The 18,979-nt window shown below is 42.0% G+C and carries 15 protein-coding genes and 1 rRNA gene; 10 read left to right on the top strand and 6 right to left on the bottom strand.

The window, feature by feature from the left end; translation table 11 throughout:
- Nucleotides 1–14: 14 nt before the first annotated feature.
- From rrf to Q0895_RS09420, 3 genes are all read left to right on the top strand, one after another.
- Nucleotides 15–129: ribosomal RNA gene (rrf, locus tag Q0895_RS09430) — 5S ribosomal RNA — on the top strand.
- 414 nt (nt 130–543) lie between these two features.
- Nucleotides 544–1,050 (top strand): hypothetical protein, encoded by a 507-nt coding sequence (locus tag Q0895_RS09425; protein WP_299188137.1) that lies wholly within the window; start codon nt 544–546, stop codon nt 1,048–1,050.
- Between the two features lie 60 nt (nt 1,051–1,110).
- Complete coding sequence (locus Q0895_RS09420; protein WP_299188135.1) at nt 1,111–1,914, top strand: deaminase; 804 nt, start codon at nt 1,111–1,113, stop codon at nt 1,912–1,914.
- 397 nt (nt 1,915–2,311) lie between these two features.
- Here Q0895_RS09420 and Q0895_RS09415 read toward each other — a convergent pair whose 3' ends face one another.
- Both Q0895_RS09415 and Q0895_RS09410 read right to left on the bottom strand, forming a co-directional pair.
- A complete protein-coding gene (locus Q0895_RS09415; protein WP_299188134.1) occupies nt 2,312–3,205 on the bottom strand; it encodes a pirin family protein in 894 nt (297 codons plus the stop codon).
- Nucleotides 3,206–3,365: 160 nt separating this feature from the next.
- Complete coding sequence (locus tag Q0895_RS09410; protein ID WP_299188132.1) at nt 3,366–3,626, bottom strand: DUF1289 domain-containing protein; 261 nt, start codon at nt 3,624–3,626, stop codon at nt 3,366–3,368.
- A gap of 203 nt (nt 3,627–3,829) precedes the next feature.
- On the opposite strand from Q0895_RS09410, the gene Q0895_RS09405 reads away from it, so the two are divergent.
- The 3 genes from Q0895_RS09405 to Q0895_RS09395 all read left to right on the top strand — a co-directional run bounded on the left by Q0895_RS09405 (nt 3,830) and on the right by Q0895_RS09395 (nt 7,231).
- Nucleotides 3,830–4,438, top strand: coding sequence for a YqiA/YcfP family alpha/beta fold hydrolase (locus tag Q0895_RS09405; RefSeq protein WP_299188129.1), 609 nt, complete (start codon nt 3,830–3,832; stop codon nt 4,436–4,438).
- Between the two features lie 125 nt (nt 4,439–4,563).
- Entirely contained in the window at nt 4,564–6,453 is a 1,890-nt protein-coding gene (gene parE / locus Q0895_RS09400; protein WP_299188126.1) for a DNA topoisomerase IV subunit B, read from the top strand.
- A gap of 106 nt (nt 6,454–6,559) precedes the next feature.
- Entirely contained in the window at nt 6,560–7,231 is a 672-nt protein-coding gene (locus Q0895_RS09395) for a lysophospholipid acyltransferase family protein (protein WP_299188154.1), read from the top strand.
- Between the two features lie 165 nt (nt 7,232–7,396).
- Here Q0895_RS09395 and Q0895_RS09390 read toward each other — a convergent pair whose 3' ends face one another.
- The gene (locus Q0895_RS09390; protein WP_299188123.1) at nt 7,397–8,179 is read right to left on the bottom strand and encodes an SDR family oxidoreductase; all 783 of its coding nucleotides are present in this window, start codon (nt 8,177–8,179) and stop codon (nt 7,397–7,399) included.
- Between the two features lie 309 nt (nt 8,180–8,488).
- Here Q0895_RS09390 and Q0895_RS09385 point away from each other — a divergent pair, with 309 nt between their 5' ends.
- Nucleotides 8,489–9,802 (top strand): hypothetical protein, encoded by a 1,314-nt coding sequence (locus Q0895_RS09385; protein WP_299188120.1) that lies wholly within the window; start codon nt 8,489–8,491, stop codon nt 9,800–9,802.
- A gap of 162 nt (nt 9,803–9,964) precedes the next feature.
- On the opposite strand, the gene Q0895_RS09380 is transcribed toward Q0895_RS09385, so the two are convergent.
- Nucleotides 9,965–11,680, bottom strand: a complete 1,716-nt coding sequence (locus Q0895_RS09380) for a mechanosensitive ion channel (RefSeq protein ID WP_299188116.1) — start codon at nt 11,678–11,680, stop codon at nt 9,965–9,967.
- A gap of 424 nt (nt 11,681–12,104) precedes the next feature.
- Here Q0895_RS09380 and Q0895_RS09375 point away from each other — a divergent pair, with 424 nt between their 5' ends.
- The gene (locus Q0895_RS09375) at nt 12,105–12,836 is read left to right on the top strand and encodes an FKBP-type peptidyl-prolyl cis-trans isomerase (RefSeq protein WP_299188113.1); all 732 of its coding nucleotides are present in this window, start codon (nt 12,105–12,107) and stop codon (nt 12,834–12,836) included.
- Between the two features lie 104 nt (nt 12,837–12,940).
- Here the strand turns inward: Q0895_RS09375 and argA are convergent, their stop codons facing one another.
- Nucleotides 12,941–14,263 carry an amino-acid N-acetyltransferase gene (gene argA / locus Q0895_RS09370; RefSeq protein ID WP_299188110.1) on the bottom strand — a complete coding sequence of 441 codons (1,323 nt, stop codon included), beginning with the start codon at nt 14,261–14,263 and terminating at the stop codon, nt 12,941–12,943.
- Between the two features lie 375 nt (nt 14,264–14,638).
- Here argA and Q0895_RS09365 point away from each other — a divergent pair, with 375 nt between their 5' ends.
- Nucleotides 14,639–15,232 carry a hypothetical protein gene (locus Q0895_RS09365; RefSeq protein WP_299188109.1) on the top strand — a complete coding sequence of 198 codons (594 nt, stop codon included), beginning with the start codon at nt 14,639–14,641 and terminating at the stop codon, nt 15,230–15,232.
- A gap of 84 nt (nt 15,233–15,316) precedes the next feature.
- Here the strand turns inward: Q0895_RS09365 and Q0895_RS09360 are convergent, their stop codons facing one another.
- Entirely contained in the window at nt 15,317–16,318 is a 1,002-nt protein-coding gene (locus Q0895_RS09360; RefSeq protein WP_299188106.1) for a patatin-like phospholipase family protein, read from the bottom strand.
- Nucleotides 16,319–16,582: 264 nt separating this feature from the next.
- On the opposite strand from Q0895_RS09360, the gene recG reads away from it, so the two are divergent.
- Nucleotides 16,583–18,931, top strand: a complete 2,349-nt coding sequence (gene recG / locus Q0895_RS09355; RefSeq protein WP_299188104.1) for an ATP-dependent DNA helicase RecG — start codon at nt 16,583–16,585, stop codon at nt 18,929–18,931.
- Nucleotides 18,932–18,979 lie beyond the last annotated feature (48 nt).

Genomic DNA, 18,979 nt, shown 5'->3' with positions numbered 1-18,979 from the left:
ATCTAACCCCCTTTGCTGACGACAATAGCACGATGGCACCACCTGATCCCTTCCCGAACTCAGAAGTGAAACATCGTTGCGCCAATGGTAGTGTGGCTCCGGCCATGTGAGAGTAGGTCATCGTCAGCTCTCTATTCTAAGAAGAGTCATCTCAAACGAGGTGGCTCTTTTTTTTACCTTTCATTTAGTCATCATCATGTGACCTACGCAGAAAAAGCTTTAAATAGTGTTTTCTCTTGCGCTGCTTTGAGGAGGATTAAGCGAAACACGGTTTTGCCCGACGCAAGACAAGAGCTGTGCTCGCAGTTTGGCATGCAATTTTATAACGGTTCTCAGGTCATCGTCAGCTCTATATTCCTAAAAAACCCCCTTAACAATTAAGTTAAGGGGGTTTTTTTTATGGGTTTGTTTTTAGAAGTTGAATAAAAATTATTTAATGAATGTTAGTTCGTTATGAGTTCTTCTATTATATTATTGAACGAAAAAGTTTAAAATAGTTACTCTATTTATACGTTTAGTTCTATTACATTTATAGGAAGATTCATGACACAGTTTGGAGAACTAACAATTCTGTATTTCCAAATTTCAGCAGCACTAATGATGGGGTGGGACTACTTTATACCGAAAGATTGGCGAAATAATACGGATGGGTTTTTGAATAAATATTTTAGTTATGTTCATAGTAATGTTGATAAAGATTTTAAACAAGCGCTTGAAAGTCTAAAATTAAATATATTTATTATTTTGCTATCATTGGCTCCTTTGGTTGTTAGTTATTTAATTTTTAAATCCCACATTTTATTGAACTTTCAGTTTAGTCCTTTTGTTGGTTTTTTTATTATGCTCATATTCCTGATTTTTATACTTGGGGGTTTGCTAGTATTCTTAAGCATCATTTCTCCCTTATTATTACCATTAGGACTTAGTGGAATATTTAAGGTAATTACTAAGTTTATTATAAGTACTGAAAAAGGTTCTTTTTCGGGTTTAGGTTTTTTATGTTTGTTAGTTTCATTTATGATGAAGTACGCTAATTATAAATTAGTGTAAAAATAGCTATGCTGTACAAAACTTAGATTCAAATGATTTTAATAAGAATAGGTAAACATTATGAAAACGTATTCTAAGTCTGATCTTATGAGATTGGCTATAGAGGAGCATCTTAAATGTGAGGAGTTTCCTAGGGTTGGGGTTGTTATTTCCAAAAGCGGAAAGATATTGGCTACAGGATTCCGAGGTGAAACCAAAGGTGTTCATGCAGAAAGAGTTGCAATAAGAAAATTAACTAAAGATAAGTTATATGGAGCCACAGTATTTACTACATTGGAACCATGTATCGAACTGCATGAAGGACAAGAAGTTGAATCTTGTGCACAGCTATTAATTGATTCTGGTGTTGACGAGGTTGTTATTGGCGTTTTAGATCCTAATGGAACAATCTACTCACAAGGTTTCCGTAAACTACTAGAAAATAATATCAATGTTAGTTTTTTTAATAGAAAGCTAAGACAGGCTGTTGAAGAAGAAACTTTCGAGTTTGGTGATGTTCATAAAGTGTATGGTTGCGGTAAAAGAAGAATCCCAGTAGTTTATAGTGGTACTGAAATCAAAGTACAGTTTAGTCAAAAAGATGAAAGGTCTATAGACATTAAATGGTCTACACTACAATCTATACATGGCTGTGTTGATCTTCATAGTAGTGGTGGCGCAATACGAATTGCATCTGGAGCAAGAAATTTTGGTGACGTTAGTGATCCAACAGTTTTCAGGTTTCCAAGTCATTGTGAAAGACTAGAAAAAGATATGATAGCAATTGTCAAACCAAATAACTCAACATTTTATGTGCTTATTCAATTAATAGATATATTTGAAAACGACATTATTTTTAAGTGGGAAGTACGAAATGATAAATAATAGAGCAGGTAACGAGACCATTCCGAATTCTGTGCAATTGTCATTTAGATTAAATGCCTGCTTACATGGCTATCAAACACAATTATAAAGTGATTTGAAGCTGTCACCCAGTTATGGATGGAAACAACTTACGCTTAGAGCTTCTACTAAACAACTCATTTATTTCAATTAAAAATTCAAAAACAAACCCTAATTGTCCATCCTTACGATGTCCTATTTGCTCTATATACTTTCTACGCTTGACAAGGAGTCTGATACCTTTTGGCGATACTCAGTCGTCATGTCACAGTTGACGCTCAGTACAACTGCGCAAACAGTCAAAACAATAATTCTCCCACAAAAAAAGCCCATATTAACAAATAATACGGGCTTTGACATTCAAAAAACTAATCTAATATTAAGCACCTTCACCAAATTTACCACTTTGGAAATCAGTAACGGCTTGCATGATTTCTTGCTGACTGTTCATTACAAACGGACCATATTGCACAATCGGTTCGCGTAGTGGGCGACCCGTAATTAAAATCACTTTGGTATCCTCACTACTATCCGCTGTAATGGTAACGCCATCGGCATCTTCGTCATTTTTCAAGATAGCCATATTTTTAGTCGGTACGGTTTCGCCTTCGATATTTACCGTACCACGATACACAAAGGCAAACGCATTGTGGTCAGCTGGAATGGCCTGACTAAAACTAGACCCTGCGGGTAGATGAATATCCAAATAAGTCGGCTCAGTGATATCGCGCGTGACTGCGCCTTCTACGCCGTGCGATGTACCCGCAATGACTGTGACGTCTACGCCATCTTCTGTGGTGTATTTAGGCAAATCATCACTTTGGAAGTCTTTATACCAAGGGTCGTTCATTTTGTCTTTGGCAGGTAGATTGAGCCAAAGCTGGAAGCCTTCCATTGCGCCGTCTTCTTGTTCCGGTAGCTCCGAGTGGATGACGCCGCTCGCCGCCGTCATCCACTGCACGCCGCCGTTCTGTAATAACCCTTCGTTACCGGCGCTATCACGATGCCGCATACGACCCGTAATCATATAAGTGATGGTTTCAAAGCCGCGATGCGGATGGTTCGGGAACCCAGCGACATAATCATCTGGATTGTCGCTTTTAAAGTTATCGAGCATCAAGTAAGGATCGAGGCGCTGTTGCAGCTGCTGCGTGAGTACGCGAGTCAATTTAACGCCAGCACCGTCTTGGGTATCGACCCCAGCATTTAGTTGTTCGATTTGACGTGATTTGGTCACTTTGTCTTTTACACTATTTGTTATAGAGTCACTCATTTTTTTCTCCCTATATTTTATAACCGTTGATAATTGGTTGATGTTATCAATCTTCAGTTATCTATTTGAGGCCAAGGGTATAAATTCCAATTGTATTAGTTAGAATTATTATATTAGTATTATCAATTATTAAATAATACTTAACAAATATGTTTTTTAACTAAAACAATTCGCCTGTTTCAATGACTTCTTCAAAATCAAAGCCTAATTGCTGACCTTTACGTTGCCGCATCTGCTCGATACGCTGCCTGCGCCCATTGACCAGTCGTAGCACTTCACGTCGTTGCTCCGTTGTCATCTCATGCCATAGCTGACGCTCAGGTCGACTACGTAAGCAGCCAAAGCAGTAGCCTTTTTTATTGCTTTGACAGACACCAATGCATGGATTGGCAATCTCGAACAGTTCAAACTGCTGATTCATGGCGGCTCCATCGCTGTTATCGTTATTCCTTTAACTTGTATTATCTTATGGTCAAATACTATTATGGCGTAAATACTGAATAGTAGTGTGCCGTTTTATTGTTACTGTTTTTAGTGAGCTGGTGTTATGCTGAGTTTTTATTATCAATATTTTTTATTATCAATATAAAGCAATCATACCAAAACCTACAAGTGAGATAATACGTGAACATTATTTATATCCATGGCTTAGACAGTGATGCCAACTCTATAAAAGGCAGATTATTAGATGAGTATTGCCAACAGAATCACCCTGAGATTAGAGTAGTACGTCCTGATTTAAACCAAACGCCGGCGCAAGTTTTTAGTTATTTAACTGATTTAGTCACTAAACTAGGCAAGGATGCTAAAACCGTGTTAATCGGTAGCTCATTAGGTGGTTATTTTTCAACGCTAGTTAGTAATGCGACTGGCTGCCCAGCGCTGCTATTAAATCCCAGTACACAGCCACATATTACGCTACAGCGCTTCGAGCAAGCAGGCTTTGACAATCAAAATAAGTCTGATGTGCTTTATACCACCACAGGCGGTTGGGAGATGACGGCAGCGGACTTGCAGTGGTTTGCTCATCATCAATTATTAACTGTACATTATCCTAATAAAGTCGCTGCACTTATTAAAGACGGAGATGAACTACTTGATGCCAAGCTCTCTACCGCGTTTTACCGAGAGCAGGGCGCGGTTGTTATTTTGCAAGAGGGCGGCGATCATAGGTTTAGTGATTTTACTGAGCATTTGCCCAAAGCTATTGAAATGGTACAACAATTAGTCTGAGTTAGGACAGCTTAAAGAGACGACATTATCTGACGTAAGCCACTGACGATTGACGTAAAGAGCGCTATTTTTGGTTATAATGGTTAGATAGAAACAGTTATATATGAATAATAAAGGAAGGCATTTTGAGTCAATATAATGCGCAATCGTTAGAAGTTTTGGAAGGTCTTGAGCCAGTACGTCGCCGTCCTGGTATGTATACCGATACCACACGGCCCAATCATCTGGCACAAGAAGTCATCGACAACTCAGTCGATGAAGCGTTGGCTGGTTATACTAAAACTATAAAAGTTCAATTACATAACGATGGGTCGCTATCGGTTGAAGATGACGGCCGCGGTATGCCAACTGATATCCATCCTGAGTTTGGTCAGTCAGGTATAGAGCTGATTTTAACGCGTCTGCACGCTGGTGGTAAATTTTCGACATCTAATTATGAGGTATCGGGCGGTTTGCATGGCGTCGGTATCTCTGTCGTCAATGCGCTATCGACGCGAGTTGAGGTAACGGTATGGCGAGACAGTACGCAGTTTGATATGGCGTTTGAAAATGGTACACCAGTGACGCCGTTGACTAAGTCTGTCAGTTCTAATAAACGCAAACGCGGTACTCGTGTACGTTTTTGGGCGGATGGAAGTTTCTTTGATACGCCCAAGTTTAACGTCAAGCAGCTCAAGCATAATCTAAAAGCCAAAGCTGTATTGGCCGCTGGTCTGACAATTGAATTCGTCGATGAGATTAATAATGAAAAAGTCGTTTGGCAGTTTACCGATGGGGTGGTGGAATATTTAAACGAGCAGCTAGATGGGCTTGAGACGTTGCCGCCCGCGCCATTTTATTATAGTCATGAGGCAAAAGCAGGCGAGCGCGCATCTATTACCTTTGCCCTGTCTTGGTTACCTGAAGGTGGCACACCGATTCAAGAAAGTTACGTGAACTTGATTCCAACGGCGCAAGGTGGCACCCATGTCAATGGCCTACGTACCGGTATTTTGGAAGCCCTGCGCGAGTTTTGTGACATTCATAACTTATTGCCACGCAGTGTCAAATTAACGGCAGAAGACGTATGGGATGGGGTCAACTATATCCTATCACTGAAATTTTCAGAGCCGCAGTTCTCTGGGCAAACCAAAGAGCGTCTCTCTAGCCGCGAAGCTGCTGGCGCGGTGCAGACACTCGCAAAAGATGCCTTTAGTCTGTGGCTCAATCAGCATGCCGATTTGGGTACGCAAATTGCTGAGCTGGCCATCAATAAGGCGGGTCGGCGCTTAAAGTCTGCCAAAAAAGTCGCTCGTAAGAAAATCACTCAAGGACCGGCGTTGCCTGGCAAATTAGCAGATTGCCGTGGTGATTTGCGTGATGGTGCGGAGCTATTTTTAGTTGAAGGGGATTCGGCTGGCGGCTCAGCTAAGCAAGCGCGCGATCGTCATTATCAAGCCATATTGCCACTGCGCGGTAAGATTTTGAATACATGGGAGGTATCATCAGATACGGTACTCTCGAGTCAAGAGATCCATGATATCGCCATTGCTATCGGTGTCGATCCGGCCTCCGATGATTTGTCTGAGCTGCGTTATGACAAAATATGTATTTTAGCCGATGCAGACTCTGATGGCCTACATATTGCAACGTTAATCTGTGCGTTATTCGTCAAACATTTTCCTGCGCTCGTTGATGCAGGACATTTATTTGTCGCGATGCCGCCACTGTATCGTGTCGATGTGGGTAAAGAAGTTCATTATGCATTAGATGAACCCGAACTTGCACATATCTTGGCCAATGTGCCTGGCAATAAAAAAGCGCAAATTACACGCTTTAAAGGACTTGGAGAGATGAGTGCAGAGCAGTTACGGGAGACTACGATGAACCGTGATACTCGGCGTTTGGTTCAATTGGATATGGATGATATCGTACTAACCAGTAGCATGATGGATATGTTGCTCGCCAAAAAACGTGCCGCTGATCGTAAGTCATGGCTTGAGGACAAAGGTAATTTGGCTGATATTTCATTGTAGATCTTCACTCTCGCTACAAAGTAGTTTGGTTTTTATGGCGTTTTATAATTTTTAAAATGCTAAAATTTTACAAAAGACGATTTAGTCCTATTTACTTAAGGCTAGTATTCGTTTTCACTTTATAGGCTTTAGTGTATTGTCAAAACTCCCAAAACTTAGCAAAAGACACTTGGGCGATTTAGTCCCAAGACGCGGCAACAAAGTCGCACCGCTCATTGCATCAGTAATGTTAAAAGCAGCTGGCTGGCGGACAGTTGGGGAGATACCAAATATTCCACAAGCAGTGGTATTGGCACTTCCGCACACATCTAATGTCGATGGTATCTATGCTATTCCCAGTTTATTTGCGCTAGATCTAAAAATCAGCATCATGGGTAAGCATACTTTGTTTAAGGTACCTGTGTTTGCACAGTTATTAAATTGGATAGGTGTTATTCCGATTGATCGTGGCAATAAAGGCTCGGTACTACAAGCGAGTATCGATAAGTTTAAAACTGGCAAGCCGCTATTTTTGGGCTTGGCGCCAGAGGGAACACGTCAATATACCAAAGAGTGGAAGACAGGGTTTTACTATTTAGCAGTAGGAGCCAATGTGCCAATCTTGCCAGTAGCAATGGATTACAAAACCAAAGAAATACGATTTATGTCTTTGGTCTATCCTACTGGAGATATTGCAGGAGATTTGAAAAAGATTTATAGCCAATATCAAGGAGTGGTTCCAAGGTATCCTGAGCGTTTGTCGCAGCCGCTACAAGACATTCATAACGCAGGTAATTGACGCTTTTATTGAAGCAGGTCGTTGTTAGACATCTATACCCAATAGCCCCCGATATTTTAATATTGGGGGCTTTTTCATTTTAGGTCGTTGTAGTCTAAGTTTATCGTCGAGGCTTACAATAGTGTGATTAATATCTAACCGTGATAAGGGTCTTGCTATCGGACTTTAAAAGTTTGGTTGACCATTAGAAGCATTAACACCGCCATCGACAGGCAAATTAACACCAGTAATCATCGAAGCATCATCGCTTGCTAAAAAGGTTATCGCTGCGGCAATATCTTCAGGAGTGGCAAGGCGACCTAGTGGGCAACGGGCCAAAAATTTATTGGTTTTAGTCTCGTTGTTTTGGATAGCACTGGTCATATTGGTTTCAGTTACGCTTGGATTGACAGCATTGACACGTACGCCATCTGGACCATGATCTAGCGCTAAAGTACGAGTTAAATTGGTAATTCCAGCTTTAGCTGCATTGTAGGCGGCCATGTTCCAATCGCCTCCAATACCCGAAAGTGATGAGACATTAATGATACTGCCTTTCGTTTTGATTAAATATGGCATCGCAGCCTGACAAACATAGAACGTACCATTTAAGTTGACATCGATTGCTGATCTCCAATCTTCGGCTGACACATCAGTAATTTTACCTTGTATTGCTTTGCCAGCGTTATTGACTAATATATCAATCCTCTCAAACTTTTCTATGACTCGTTTTACCATCTCTTGTACTTGACTTTGTACGCTAATATCACAGGTAACTGTAAGATAATTGTCGGTATGAATCCATGTACGATCTGGGGGAAACTCTTTTGCGGTCTCTTCCAAGGTTTTAGCAGTACGCCCTACTAAGACGACACTGGCGCCTTCTTGGGCAAATCGAATGGCAGTTGCTCGGCCAATACCTGAGCCTGCGCCTGTAACGATGACTGTTTTTTCTTTAAAACGTTTCATGGCCTTCAATCCTTGTTATTATAAGAGAGTAAATACATAAGCAAAACCGATAGAGGCACTATCGATCAGTTTGTAATCCATAAATCGTTGCCTAAATATGGTTGCTTTATTATCATCATAACAAGTCATTGCTTTGAAAGCGACAGTAAAGCTGCCATATATAATAGTCTTCTTGTATATGAGTGTTACGGTGATTAAAGACATTTATACGGGTATTTATCACGCTGTTATGTTTTACTTTGCGTATTAGGTATACATTGATACTTGTTCAAAAAAGTTGTGTTTTTTCAAAAATAAGAGTTATGTATTGTGTCAGACGCTACCAAACCTCTCTCTAAACGATTCCTTGCGCTAGAAGCGCTCACCTGTTATCTACAGTTGCCGCCTTCTGCTGTGAGATTATCTGTATCGCACACATCAGATATACAGTACTCCGCTTGTCAGTACTTTTACAAGTTACCAGTAGGAGCGCTACGTGTATTAAAAGTGTCGTTGCCTCTACCTAGCATAAGCAGTACGGCTGACATTGAGACTGCACGCATCGCTGTTATCAAGGCTGCAATGATATGGCAAAAGCATAACTTGCAGCGTCATGAAGATAGCGAGACGGCGTCTCATGCAGTGTTAGTAATAGATGTTCAACTTGTAGATAATCAAGTAGTAAATACCGATAAGACTAAAGACGGTAATAGGTTACCGGATACGGAATCTATCACCTATAGCTTTGGGGCAGGTTACTTTATGGAGCACTTGGTAGCAGATGTTGATAAAGACGAGCAACTGCTGCAAGTGTTTAGTCGTCAGGATTGGCATCTAGCTATTGAAAGGGTTCTGACACCTTGCGACCTATGGCAATTTTTGGGCTTTCATTTAGCGCATCTTAGACAATCGCTCATAAGCGGGGTAGCCAGCTTTGAATCTGAAACAGCGCTTATCTCCCAATTTATGCACAGCGATGCTTTATTATCGCATGCTATAAGTGTAGACAATGAGCTTATCAAAAATGGATTGCAAGATGAGCCAAATTCGGCTTTGATCGCGATGAGTCTGGCACAAAAACATAAAGATGTTGGTTTACAGCACACCTATCAGCAGCATCGAGAACAGGCATCTATATTGTGGTCACAGCTTAGTAATCAAATCATGAGCTTGGCTAGTGAGCCGTCTACTACAACCAATAAAAAGGTGGTAGACGCACAGACTAGATGGCAACGACAGCTGTTAGATGAGTCCTTGTTTTCGCGTCATGAGCTCATACGTACCCTATATAAACATCCTGAGCGCGCACTTACTATGAAGGAGAATGGGTATGTTATTCATCAGCACTCTTATACAAGTTTGGGTCGTCATTATGTGATGATATTTTATGGAAAAGGTAAAGACACCGCGCAGAGTAGAGCAGCTATCCAACCAAGGCTACAAGCAATTGCGCAAGATGTTGCACTTCGTTTGCCACTTGTAGAGCTACATCATATTGTTGTGCTTGGCATCGAGTTTGTTTTAGAAAGTGACGAGACTTATCTAGACATAGATGCATGGATTCAGCCAGTTGAGGCTATGACTCAAAAGGAGCGTCAGTTAACTAAACAATTACAGCGCTTAAACCAGCAAAATAAAATATAGGTGCAAAATAATCAGACAATAAGCGACAATCAATCAACGCGGATGCAGATAAATTTGAACGTACCTGCACGACCTACTAAGTTATAGGTATAAAATCCAAGCCATAAAAAAAGACAGCCTAAGCTGTCTTTTTTTTATTCTAACGATAGCTATCGTTAACCTTTATTTTAGATTATCGTTGTTATCGATGTCAGTAAAGTCTGTACCTGAACCTAGGTTTGAACCAGTGTCTACATCACTATCACGTGTCTCTACATGCGTGATATCCACATGGTCACTACCAAGCTTAGTCGTATCAACTACATCTGTGTGCAAATCGCTAGTCGATGTGCTAGTAGTAGCGCTAGGCGTATTATCACGGACTGAATCAGCGACTTTTTCTTGAGTTGACGAGCTGGTATGAAGAGTAGACTTCGCTTCAGCTTTGTCCTGCTCTTTATCCATCTTATCTTGCATTTTACGTAGGAAACGAGCAGCGGCCTCTTGACCACCAAGACCAAACGATAGAGCGAAAGCAACTGCAACAGCGCCTAAAGTTAAGCCAAATGCTAGATTTACGATAGAATCAGCGATACCCATCGCTTTTAGGCCCATTGCTAACACTAAGCCCATAATCAATACACGTACGATATTGGCTAAAAATTGTGAGCCTTTCTCAGAGCGTTCAACGACACCAGCGATGATATTGGCAAGCCAAAAACCGATGAAGAGAATGATAGCACCTAAGATGATATTTGCACCGAAGGCAATAAACATCGTAATGATAGCTGAGATAGGTTCAAAACCAAGCAGGTCAGCTGCCGCGATTGCAGCAAACAACATAGCAAAGAAGATAATGGCATAACCGACTAGATCAGAGATCTTTTTGTCGCCCATAGTCTCTTGTAGACCAACTTTGGCAGGTAATTGATTAACCTGAGTATTCTCGATCAAGCCTTTGATGATGTCTGCAACCATACGTATGACGTAATAAGTCACAACAAGAATTGCTATTGCCATAAAGATATTAGGCAATGCTTCCATAATCTTGTTCAGCATATTGGTAGCTGGACGAGCGATCACTTCAATTTTTAGAGCATTTAATGCAGCGATGACGGTTGGGATGATAACAACCAAAAATGCCAAAGAACCAGCAATATTAGGTAGGCTGTTTTCTTCGCTCAAACCTGCTTTGGTAGCCAATGCTTGTACATTAAAGGTAGATACAAGGTTGGTTACGATGCCGCGCACGACTTTGGCGATGATATAACCCACTACAAAAACCACGATAGCGATAAGAATATTAGGAATAAAGCTAAAGATTTTATCAACCATATTGGTCAATGGTGCAAATAAACCATCAAGCTCTAATTGACCAAGTACCATAGTCAATACAACCAATAGAATGAACCAATAAACCATATCAGCAATAGTGCTGCTCATAGGTTTGACGCCAGCTTGAGCACTTAAACGCTCATCCATTGTCGTTTTTGATAAAGCAGTATTGAGCGCAGTACGAACAACAGTTGCAATAACCCAACCAATGATACCGACAGCAATAGCGCCAATAAGATTTGGAATAAAGGCAAGTACTTGATTAACCATATTTGCAAACGGTGCTGAAATTGAATTTAAGTTTAACTGAGTCAGCGCACCTGAGATAGCAATAACAAAGATAAACCAGAAAACGACTTTGGAGATTATACCTTCTAAGTCGTAATTTTTACCTGTAGAAGAATTCATACGCTGGTTTAGATTGACTTTAGCCAATACGTTGCGTACTAAAGCTGCGATGCCAAGTGCAACGAGCCAACCGATCACGAAAATCAAAATAGCACCAATGATGGAGCCGATAGGCCCACCAAGGTAACCATTAAAAGATGCAAACATTGGGTTCATCCTGTCCTCCTTGAAGCACTATGTGGTAAGTCGTAAAACACTCATGGGTCTTGGTATTTACGGATACATAGTTATTTAAAAATAGTATTGTTGTATTTGAAGTTGTTGACCAATTTAATGTCTCTTGATGACTACTTCTGAAAACAGTTCTCAAAAAGTAGTCTAAAAAAGTTGCTTTAAATCGCTTATCATCTTAGCTGATTAAGCTTAGCTGATATAATCATGCAGTTAAAGTTAGATTGCTTAACCTCAAGCTATAATTGTGTGATAAGTTGTTATTTTTGAGGCCAAAATTAACAAAGACTGTACATTATTACGTTAATTTTCTCGGAAATATAGCTCCCAAAACCAAGATTTGCTATGATGGCTGGCAAATAATATTTTAGTATTTTCTATAACTGATTCGACGACTTGAGAGTAAGATATGAAAAAAATTACCACTTTAACTATCAGTACGCTGGCTAGTGCAATGTTATTGGTTACAGGCTGTAGCACCAATAATGGCAACCAAGAAAGCGCTACCCCAAGTGTTTCTGTTACTGAGCAAAGCACAGCGAAAGAAAAAGTAGGCTATAGCTTGGGCTTTATGATGGCAGAAGGTAATAAAGAAGCCGTACAAGACTTAGATCTTGATACCTTTGAGCAAGGCTTTCGTGATGGCTATCAAGGTGAAGAATCTGCCTTGACCCAAGAGCAGATGGAAGAGGTACTAATGGCGTACCAAAAAGAACAAGAAGAGAAGTTTGTCGCAGACATGCAAAACAAAGCAGAAGAAAATAAGACCAAAGGCGCAGCATTCTTAGCAGAAAATGCTAAAAAAGAAGGTGTAAAAGAGACAGATTCTGGTCTGCAATATAAAGTATTAGAAGCAGGGACAGGCAAGTCACCAAAAGCGACTGATGTGGTCGAAGTAAATTACGAAGGTAAGTTGATCGATGGTACAGTGTTCGATAGCTCTTATGAGCGTGGTGAGCCGATTGAATTCCCATTGAATCAGGTCATCGCTGGCTGGACTGAAGGTCTACAATTGATGAAAGAAGGCGGCAAGTACGAGTTCTATATTCCATCAGATATCGCTTATGGCGAAGCTGGAAACTCAGGTATTGAGCCTAATAGCACGCTTATATTCACTGTTGAGCTGCTAGAAGTAAAATAAGGCTAGATTAAGCGTTTAATATCAGACAATTAAAAAGCCCTCATATTGGATATGAGGGCTTTTTTAGTCACGAGATTTTTGTATTGGAAGATAAAGTGCCGTATTTAAAGGTTTTTTTGGAATACTTTAGAGTTGCGGCCGTTATGGTACTTTTCTTGGCGAGCTTTTGGTAATGCACTAGCATCGACTTCAGCGAAGCCTTGTTCTACAAACCAATGCGCAGTACGTGTGGTCAATACAAATAACTTATGTAAACCATGACTGCGTGCTTGTTGTTCTAAAAATGCCAGCAAATCTGCGCCGCGACTACCATTACGATATTCTGGATGCACAGCCACACAAGCAACTTCTGCTGAATCATCATTTAGTGGATATAATGCTGCACAGCCCAAAATCATACCATCGCGCTCAATCACGCTATAGTTGTCGATTTCTTGTTCTAGGCGTTCGCGTGAGCGACTGACCAAGATGCCTTGCTCTTCTAATGGGGTCAGTAGTTCAATAAGACCGACCACATCATCGATATTGGCGTGACGAATCTCTTCGTATGGATCATGACTGATTAGCGTACCGGATCCATCGCGTGTAAACAGCTCCTCGAGTAACGCGCCATCTTTGGCATAAGAAATGATATGCGTACGATGAACGCCTTGGCGACAAGCCACACTAGCACAATGCAAAAAGTAATTAATTTCATTATTCAAATCACGCTCTCGCAAAAAACGATCCACTTCATTTGGAATCATTTCATGTAACAAGCGACCGTTGTCGTTGATGTCAGCTTCTTCTCCTAAAAAGATAAGCTTATCTGCACCAAGCGCTACTGCAGCGCTAAGCGCCACATCTTCACTCAACAAGTTAAAAACTTCACCAGTTGCTGAGTAGCCCATTGAGCCTAAAATTACAATGTGATCGTGTAGTAGGTTGTTCTTAATTGCCTCAGTATCGATGGAGCGTACTTCACCTGTCATCTGATGATCGACACCATCACGAATACCGTAGGGACGCGCGGTCACAAAGTTACCAGAGACAGCATCAATACGTGAGCCGTACATAGGTGAGTTGGCAAGCCCCATTGATAATTGGGCTTCGATTTGTAGACGAATAGCACCGACTGCTTGTAAGATGGATGGCATCGCGGTACGTGGTGTAATGCGTACGTCATGATGGAGAGGCGAGTCGATATCAGCTTCTTGTAGGTTCTTTTCTATTTGTGGACGCGCACCATGTACCAATACCAGCTTAATGCCTAAGCTATGCAACAACGCAAAGTCATGAATGAGGGTATTAAAATTAGGATGATTGACTGCCTCACCACCAAACATAATCACGAAAGTTTTGCCGCGATGCGTGTTGATATAAGGCGCAGAGTTACGGAACCAATGGACGTATTCAGGTTTAATCTGGGGCATGGCGCTAGTAGTCATAATAGGAGCAATAGTAGTAGGTATAGTAAAGGATAAGGGATATAAAAAATTTAACGAATATTAAAGATTTACCATAGCAAAAAACATCGGTATGAGCTATCTTTTTATTTTAACGAGCGCTGTTCGCATATAGTCAGTCGTCTATATACACAACCTAAACACGGGGTTAGTATACCTATAAAAGCTTTTTGTTATGCTAAGTATTATTGCATGATTAAGTATGCACATAAACTGCATGTTAAATACATGATGCAAGCATATAACTTGTATTAAAAAACGTTTGAAAAAACTCTAAGAACGCTTATGGCTTTTTAGCACCAACAAAACTTGATTTGCATTGTTTTACCGTTACATCAACTAGGAATAACGAATATCATGAAGAAAATAAACCATTTAGCCAGTCCTTTTACTGCTTGGAGCGGTCATCGCTTATTCCAAGTCATCGCCGGTACCCTTATCGGTGCGATGGTAGTCACAACCCAAGCATCAGCTATGCTGCCAACACCAGAGCCGGCGCTTGATGGCTCCGCTGCTATGAACACAGCTGCAAGTGCTGATGGTAGCAAATCAAATATGCAAGCCGTTAATACCAAAATTACAGCTTCTGTTGTCAGCGTTGATGCGAATGGACAAGAGACATTAGTACCTGTAGATGCCAATACGCGCCTGCAGTCAGGTAACATCCTAGAGTATCAAGGGTATTTTACCAATACCAACCCAGATCGAGTGCGTAAGATGACGGTTACGTTGACTATTCCTGAGCAAGTGGAGCTGCTACGCGCGGTGTCTCCTGATTTTCCATACGGTAGTGTCGATGGTGATACTTTTGCTCGGATGCCGTTACGTACGCGAGTTGATAACCAACTACAAGAAGTTGATCTCAAGCATTACAAAGCAGTACGCTGGGATATTGAAGGTGTCGGTCTCAATGATACTGTTATGGTTAAATATCGTGCAAAAGTTAAATAATAGCTAGAGACGATAGTCGATAGTTTTAATACTATATAAAAAGAGCACGGCAGTTGATGATTGCGGTGCTTTTTTTTGGTGATATCAAAGCGTAGCGTACTTGCTACTAGATTTTTCTTTAATAAATTGTTTAATTGCATTGATCTGCGGGGTAGTGGCTTGCACGCCAGCCATGATAAGTGCGCTACGCTGTTTGGTATCTAACGAGCTGATATGACCGACATCAGGGGTAATTATAATATCAGCGCGCTCACGCTTATTACTCATAAGTGAGCGGCGACTGGTGGTTGAATAGCGGTTATTAGAGGATAGATTGTTTTCAAGTAAGCGCCAAAAGCTACTTAATGAAGTAATAGCCGGTAATATATTGCCCGACGTATTGTTTCTATTGGTATTTGGCATAGTGACATCGACAGCGATAACAATATCAGCGCCTAAGTCTCGAGCACTATCGACGGGCACTAAGCTGACCACGCCGCCATCGATATATTTTTTGCCAGTTTTTTCGGGTATGCGCGGCGCAATAAAAATATTTGGTACGCTACAAGAGGCTTGAACAGCAAGGCCTGCATCTCCTGTCGTAAAAACCGCCTTTTTTAGCGTATGCTTCTCAGCAGCGATCGCAGCAAAGCGGATTGGGAAGTCTTCTATTGCGCGTCCACCAACTTTAGCATTGATAAAGTTTTTGAGTTTGATGCCTTCAATAAAGCCTTGGTTGGACAAGACAAAGTCTGTCAACTCACTATCAGGTGTGGTCGATGCCACTTGCTCAAGCTGCGTTGGTGTGTAACCGCTCGCGTATAGACTGCCAACCAAGCTGCCGATACTGGTGCCTACTACGAGTGTCGGCGTGATACCGTTTTCTTCTAATACCTTGATGACGCCAACATGGGCAAAGCCTTTGGCACCGCCGCCGCCCAGCACCAATGCTACTTTTGGGGCTGCTACGACTGGCTGAGCTTGTGCAATTGAGGTGGTTGGTCCAATATTGTTACAAGCACTGATGCTCATACTACACACAATTAATAAGCTTGGGCGTAATAGTTTTTTATAGTTCAGTTGTTTATGATTGGGATAAACGAACATAAAAAGCCCTTCTATAAAATATGCTAAAAAAGATAGTCGCCAGCAGATAAATAACTGATTAAGTGTCAATTCTATAGACGCACGATTACTAAATAACTTAGCATTATCAATAGTGTTGTCAGCTATAATGATTGAGGTACACTGCTGTTATAGCCCATTAATTGTCACGATATTTAGCTATACTTTTATAAACAGCATCATACAATAGTTAAGTATAAAGCATTTAAATATATAGAGTTTAAAATAATATCTTTAAGGTTTTTGATGCCAATAACTAGCCATGCCATAGCCGACCTGCCGAACAGTGCGTTGCCTAAACAGTCGGCTTCAGCGCTAGATATGCCAGTGACAGCGCTGGCAGGTGTCGGTCCAAAAGTCGCAGAGCAATTAACCCAGCTGGGTATTACACGGATTTTTGATTTATTGCTCCATTTGCCGCGAGATTATGAAGATCGTAGTCGTCTAGTATCGATAGCTGATGTGGGTCATGGACAAGCTGCATTGATCACAGGGCGCGTGGTACATGTAGATACTAAACGTAATGGCATGACCGTGATCGTCGACGATGATACAGGCACGATTTCTCTGCGTTTCTTCAAAGTCTATCGTGGTCTTGCCCAGACCATGAGTGTGGGTACGCGGCTACAGTTGTTTGGCGAGGTAAAAGTCAGCCGTTATGGTAAGCAGATGCATCATCCTGAATATCAGGTCTTGACTGATAGCACTGCCATCACTAACACGGGTCTACAGCCAATCTATCCTACCGTCAAAGGCTTGCATCAAAACAAACTACGTACCTTGATTAAGCTGGCATTGCAGACCGTTCGCAGTCAGGGCTTACCCATGACGCTATTTACGCCAGAAGACTTTGCAGTCGTTTCTGATCTACCATTAGCGCCCTTTGAACCGACTAAGTCATTGGTCACAGAGGCAGACTATTCGGATGATATATTTTCAACCTTAGCGCGCAGTGTGCCAGACAATACTGTTGTTAACCACGTTAACAAAGCTGGTGCGACTACCTATGATGCAAGTAATAAAGGCAATTCGGTTGCAGCTGGTAGCGCTCATAGCAATGTCTACAATCTAACGATATTTGAAGCGTTAGTGCTACTGCACACTCCGCCTACTTATACCGATGCAAGCCAGCAGTATAAGCTATTAACCCAGCTAAGTGCCCGTACTCATGCGGCTTGTCAACGTCTAATTATCGAAGAGCTAACCGCGCATCAGCTAAGTTTACTGTATCGTCGTCAGCAGTTGCACCAGCACAAAGCGCCCAAATGCACCACTCAAAGTCCATTGGCTGATAAGTTGTTTGCGGCATTGCCCTTTGATTTGACAGGTGCGCAGCAGCGTGTGATGAAAGATGTCACCGCTGATATGGCAACTTCGATACCAATGCTCAGGCTGGTACAAGGCGATGTGGGTGCAGGTAAAACGTTAGTTGCCGCAGGTGCGGCAGGTTATGCACTTGATAGTGGCTGGCAGGTGGCTGTCATGGCACCGACTGAGATTTTAGCAGAACAGCATTTATTAAACTTTAAACAGTGGTTTGAGCCGTTAGGTATCGAAGTCGGTTGGCTCGCTGGCAAGCAAACCGCGAAACAGCGCCGCGAAGCGTTAGAAGCCGTGAGTGAGAACACCGTGCAAGTGGTGGTCGGTACTCATGCGCTGTTTCAGGAGCAAGTACAATTTGCCAAACTGGGCTTGGTCATTATTGATGAGCAGCATCGTTTCGGCGTTGAGCAGCGCATGGCCCTCACTAATAAAGGCGTCGCAGGTAGTACGCCGCATCAGCTAATTATGACAGCGACACCGATTCCGCGTACGCTAGCGATGAGTGTCTATGGTGATATGGATACCTCTATCATTGATGAGTTGCCACCCGGACGCACGCCCATTACTACGGTGACGATTGACCGTAATCGCCGTGATGACGTGATAGAGCGCATCGCGATTAATTGTGAGGCGGGTAGGCAGGCCTATTGGGTGTGCTCCTTGGTGGAAGAGTCGAGCGTACTCGATGCACAAGCCGCCGAGGCTACTTATGAAGACTTAAATGAGCGTTTGGATATTCGTATTGGCCTCGTACATGGCAAAATGAAGTCCGCTGATAAACAAGCCATTATGCAAGAGTTTAAAGCCGGTAATCTTGACTTATTGATTGCCACAACGGTCATCGAAGTCGGAGTTGATGTACCGAACGCGTCGTTAATGGTCATCGAAAATGCCGAACGACTGGGTCTGTCACAGCTGCATCAGTTGCGTGGCCGCGTTGGACGTGGCTCAACCAAGAGTTTCTGCGTTCTACTGTATCAAAAGCCTTTATCAGAGACGGGCACTGAGCGGCTAAATGTGCTGCGCGATAGCACCGATGGCTTTGTCATTGCCCAAAAAGACCTTGAGCTGCGTGGTCCTGGTGAGCTGCTAGGCAAACGGCAAACGGGTAATGTGGGCTATTATCTGGCTGATTTGATTCGAGATGAGCAGCTGTTTGCCATTGCGCAGCGTTTGGCGAAGCATCTAATTGCAGACCCCATGCGTAAAGCTGACGTCAGCCAACTCATTCATCGCTGGATGCCAGAGGCCAGCCGCTATACCAATGCTTAAGAAATGGCTTGATGAGCAATACTAACTCTAAGCGCTACTGAATCTAAG

It is taken from the genome of uncultured Psychrobacter sp. (genome assembly GCF_947495825.1).
Classification (GTDB): domain Bacteria; phylum Pseudomonadota; class Gammaproteobacteria; order Pseudomonadales; family Moraxellaceae; genus Psychrobacter.
The sequence above is the reverse complement of the archived record's forward strand: the minus strand, read 5'-3'. Positions and strand labels throughout refer to the sequence as shown.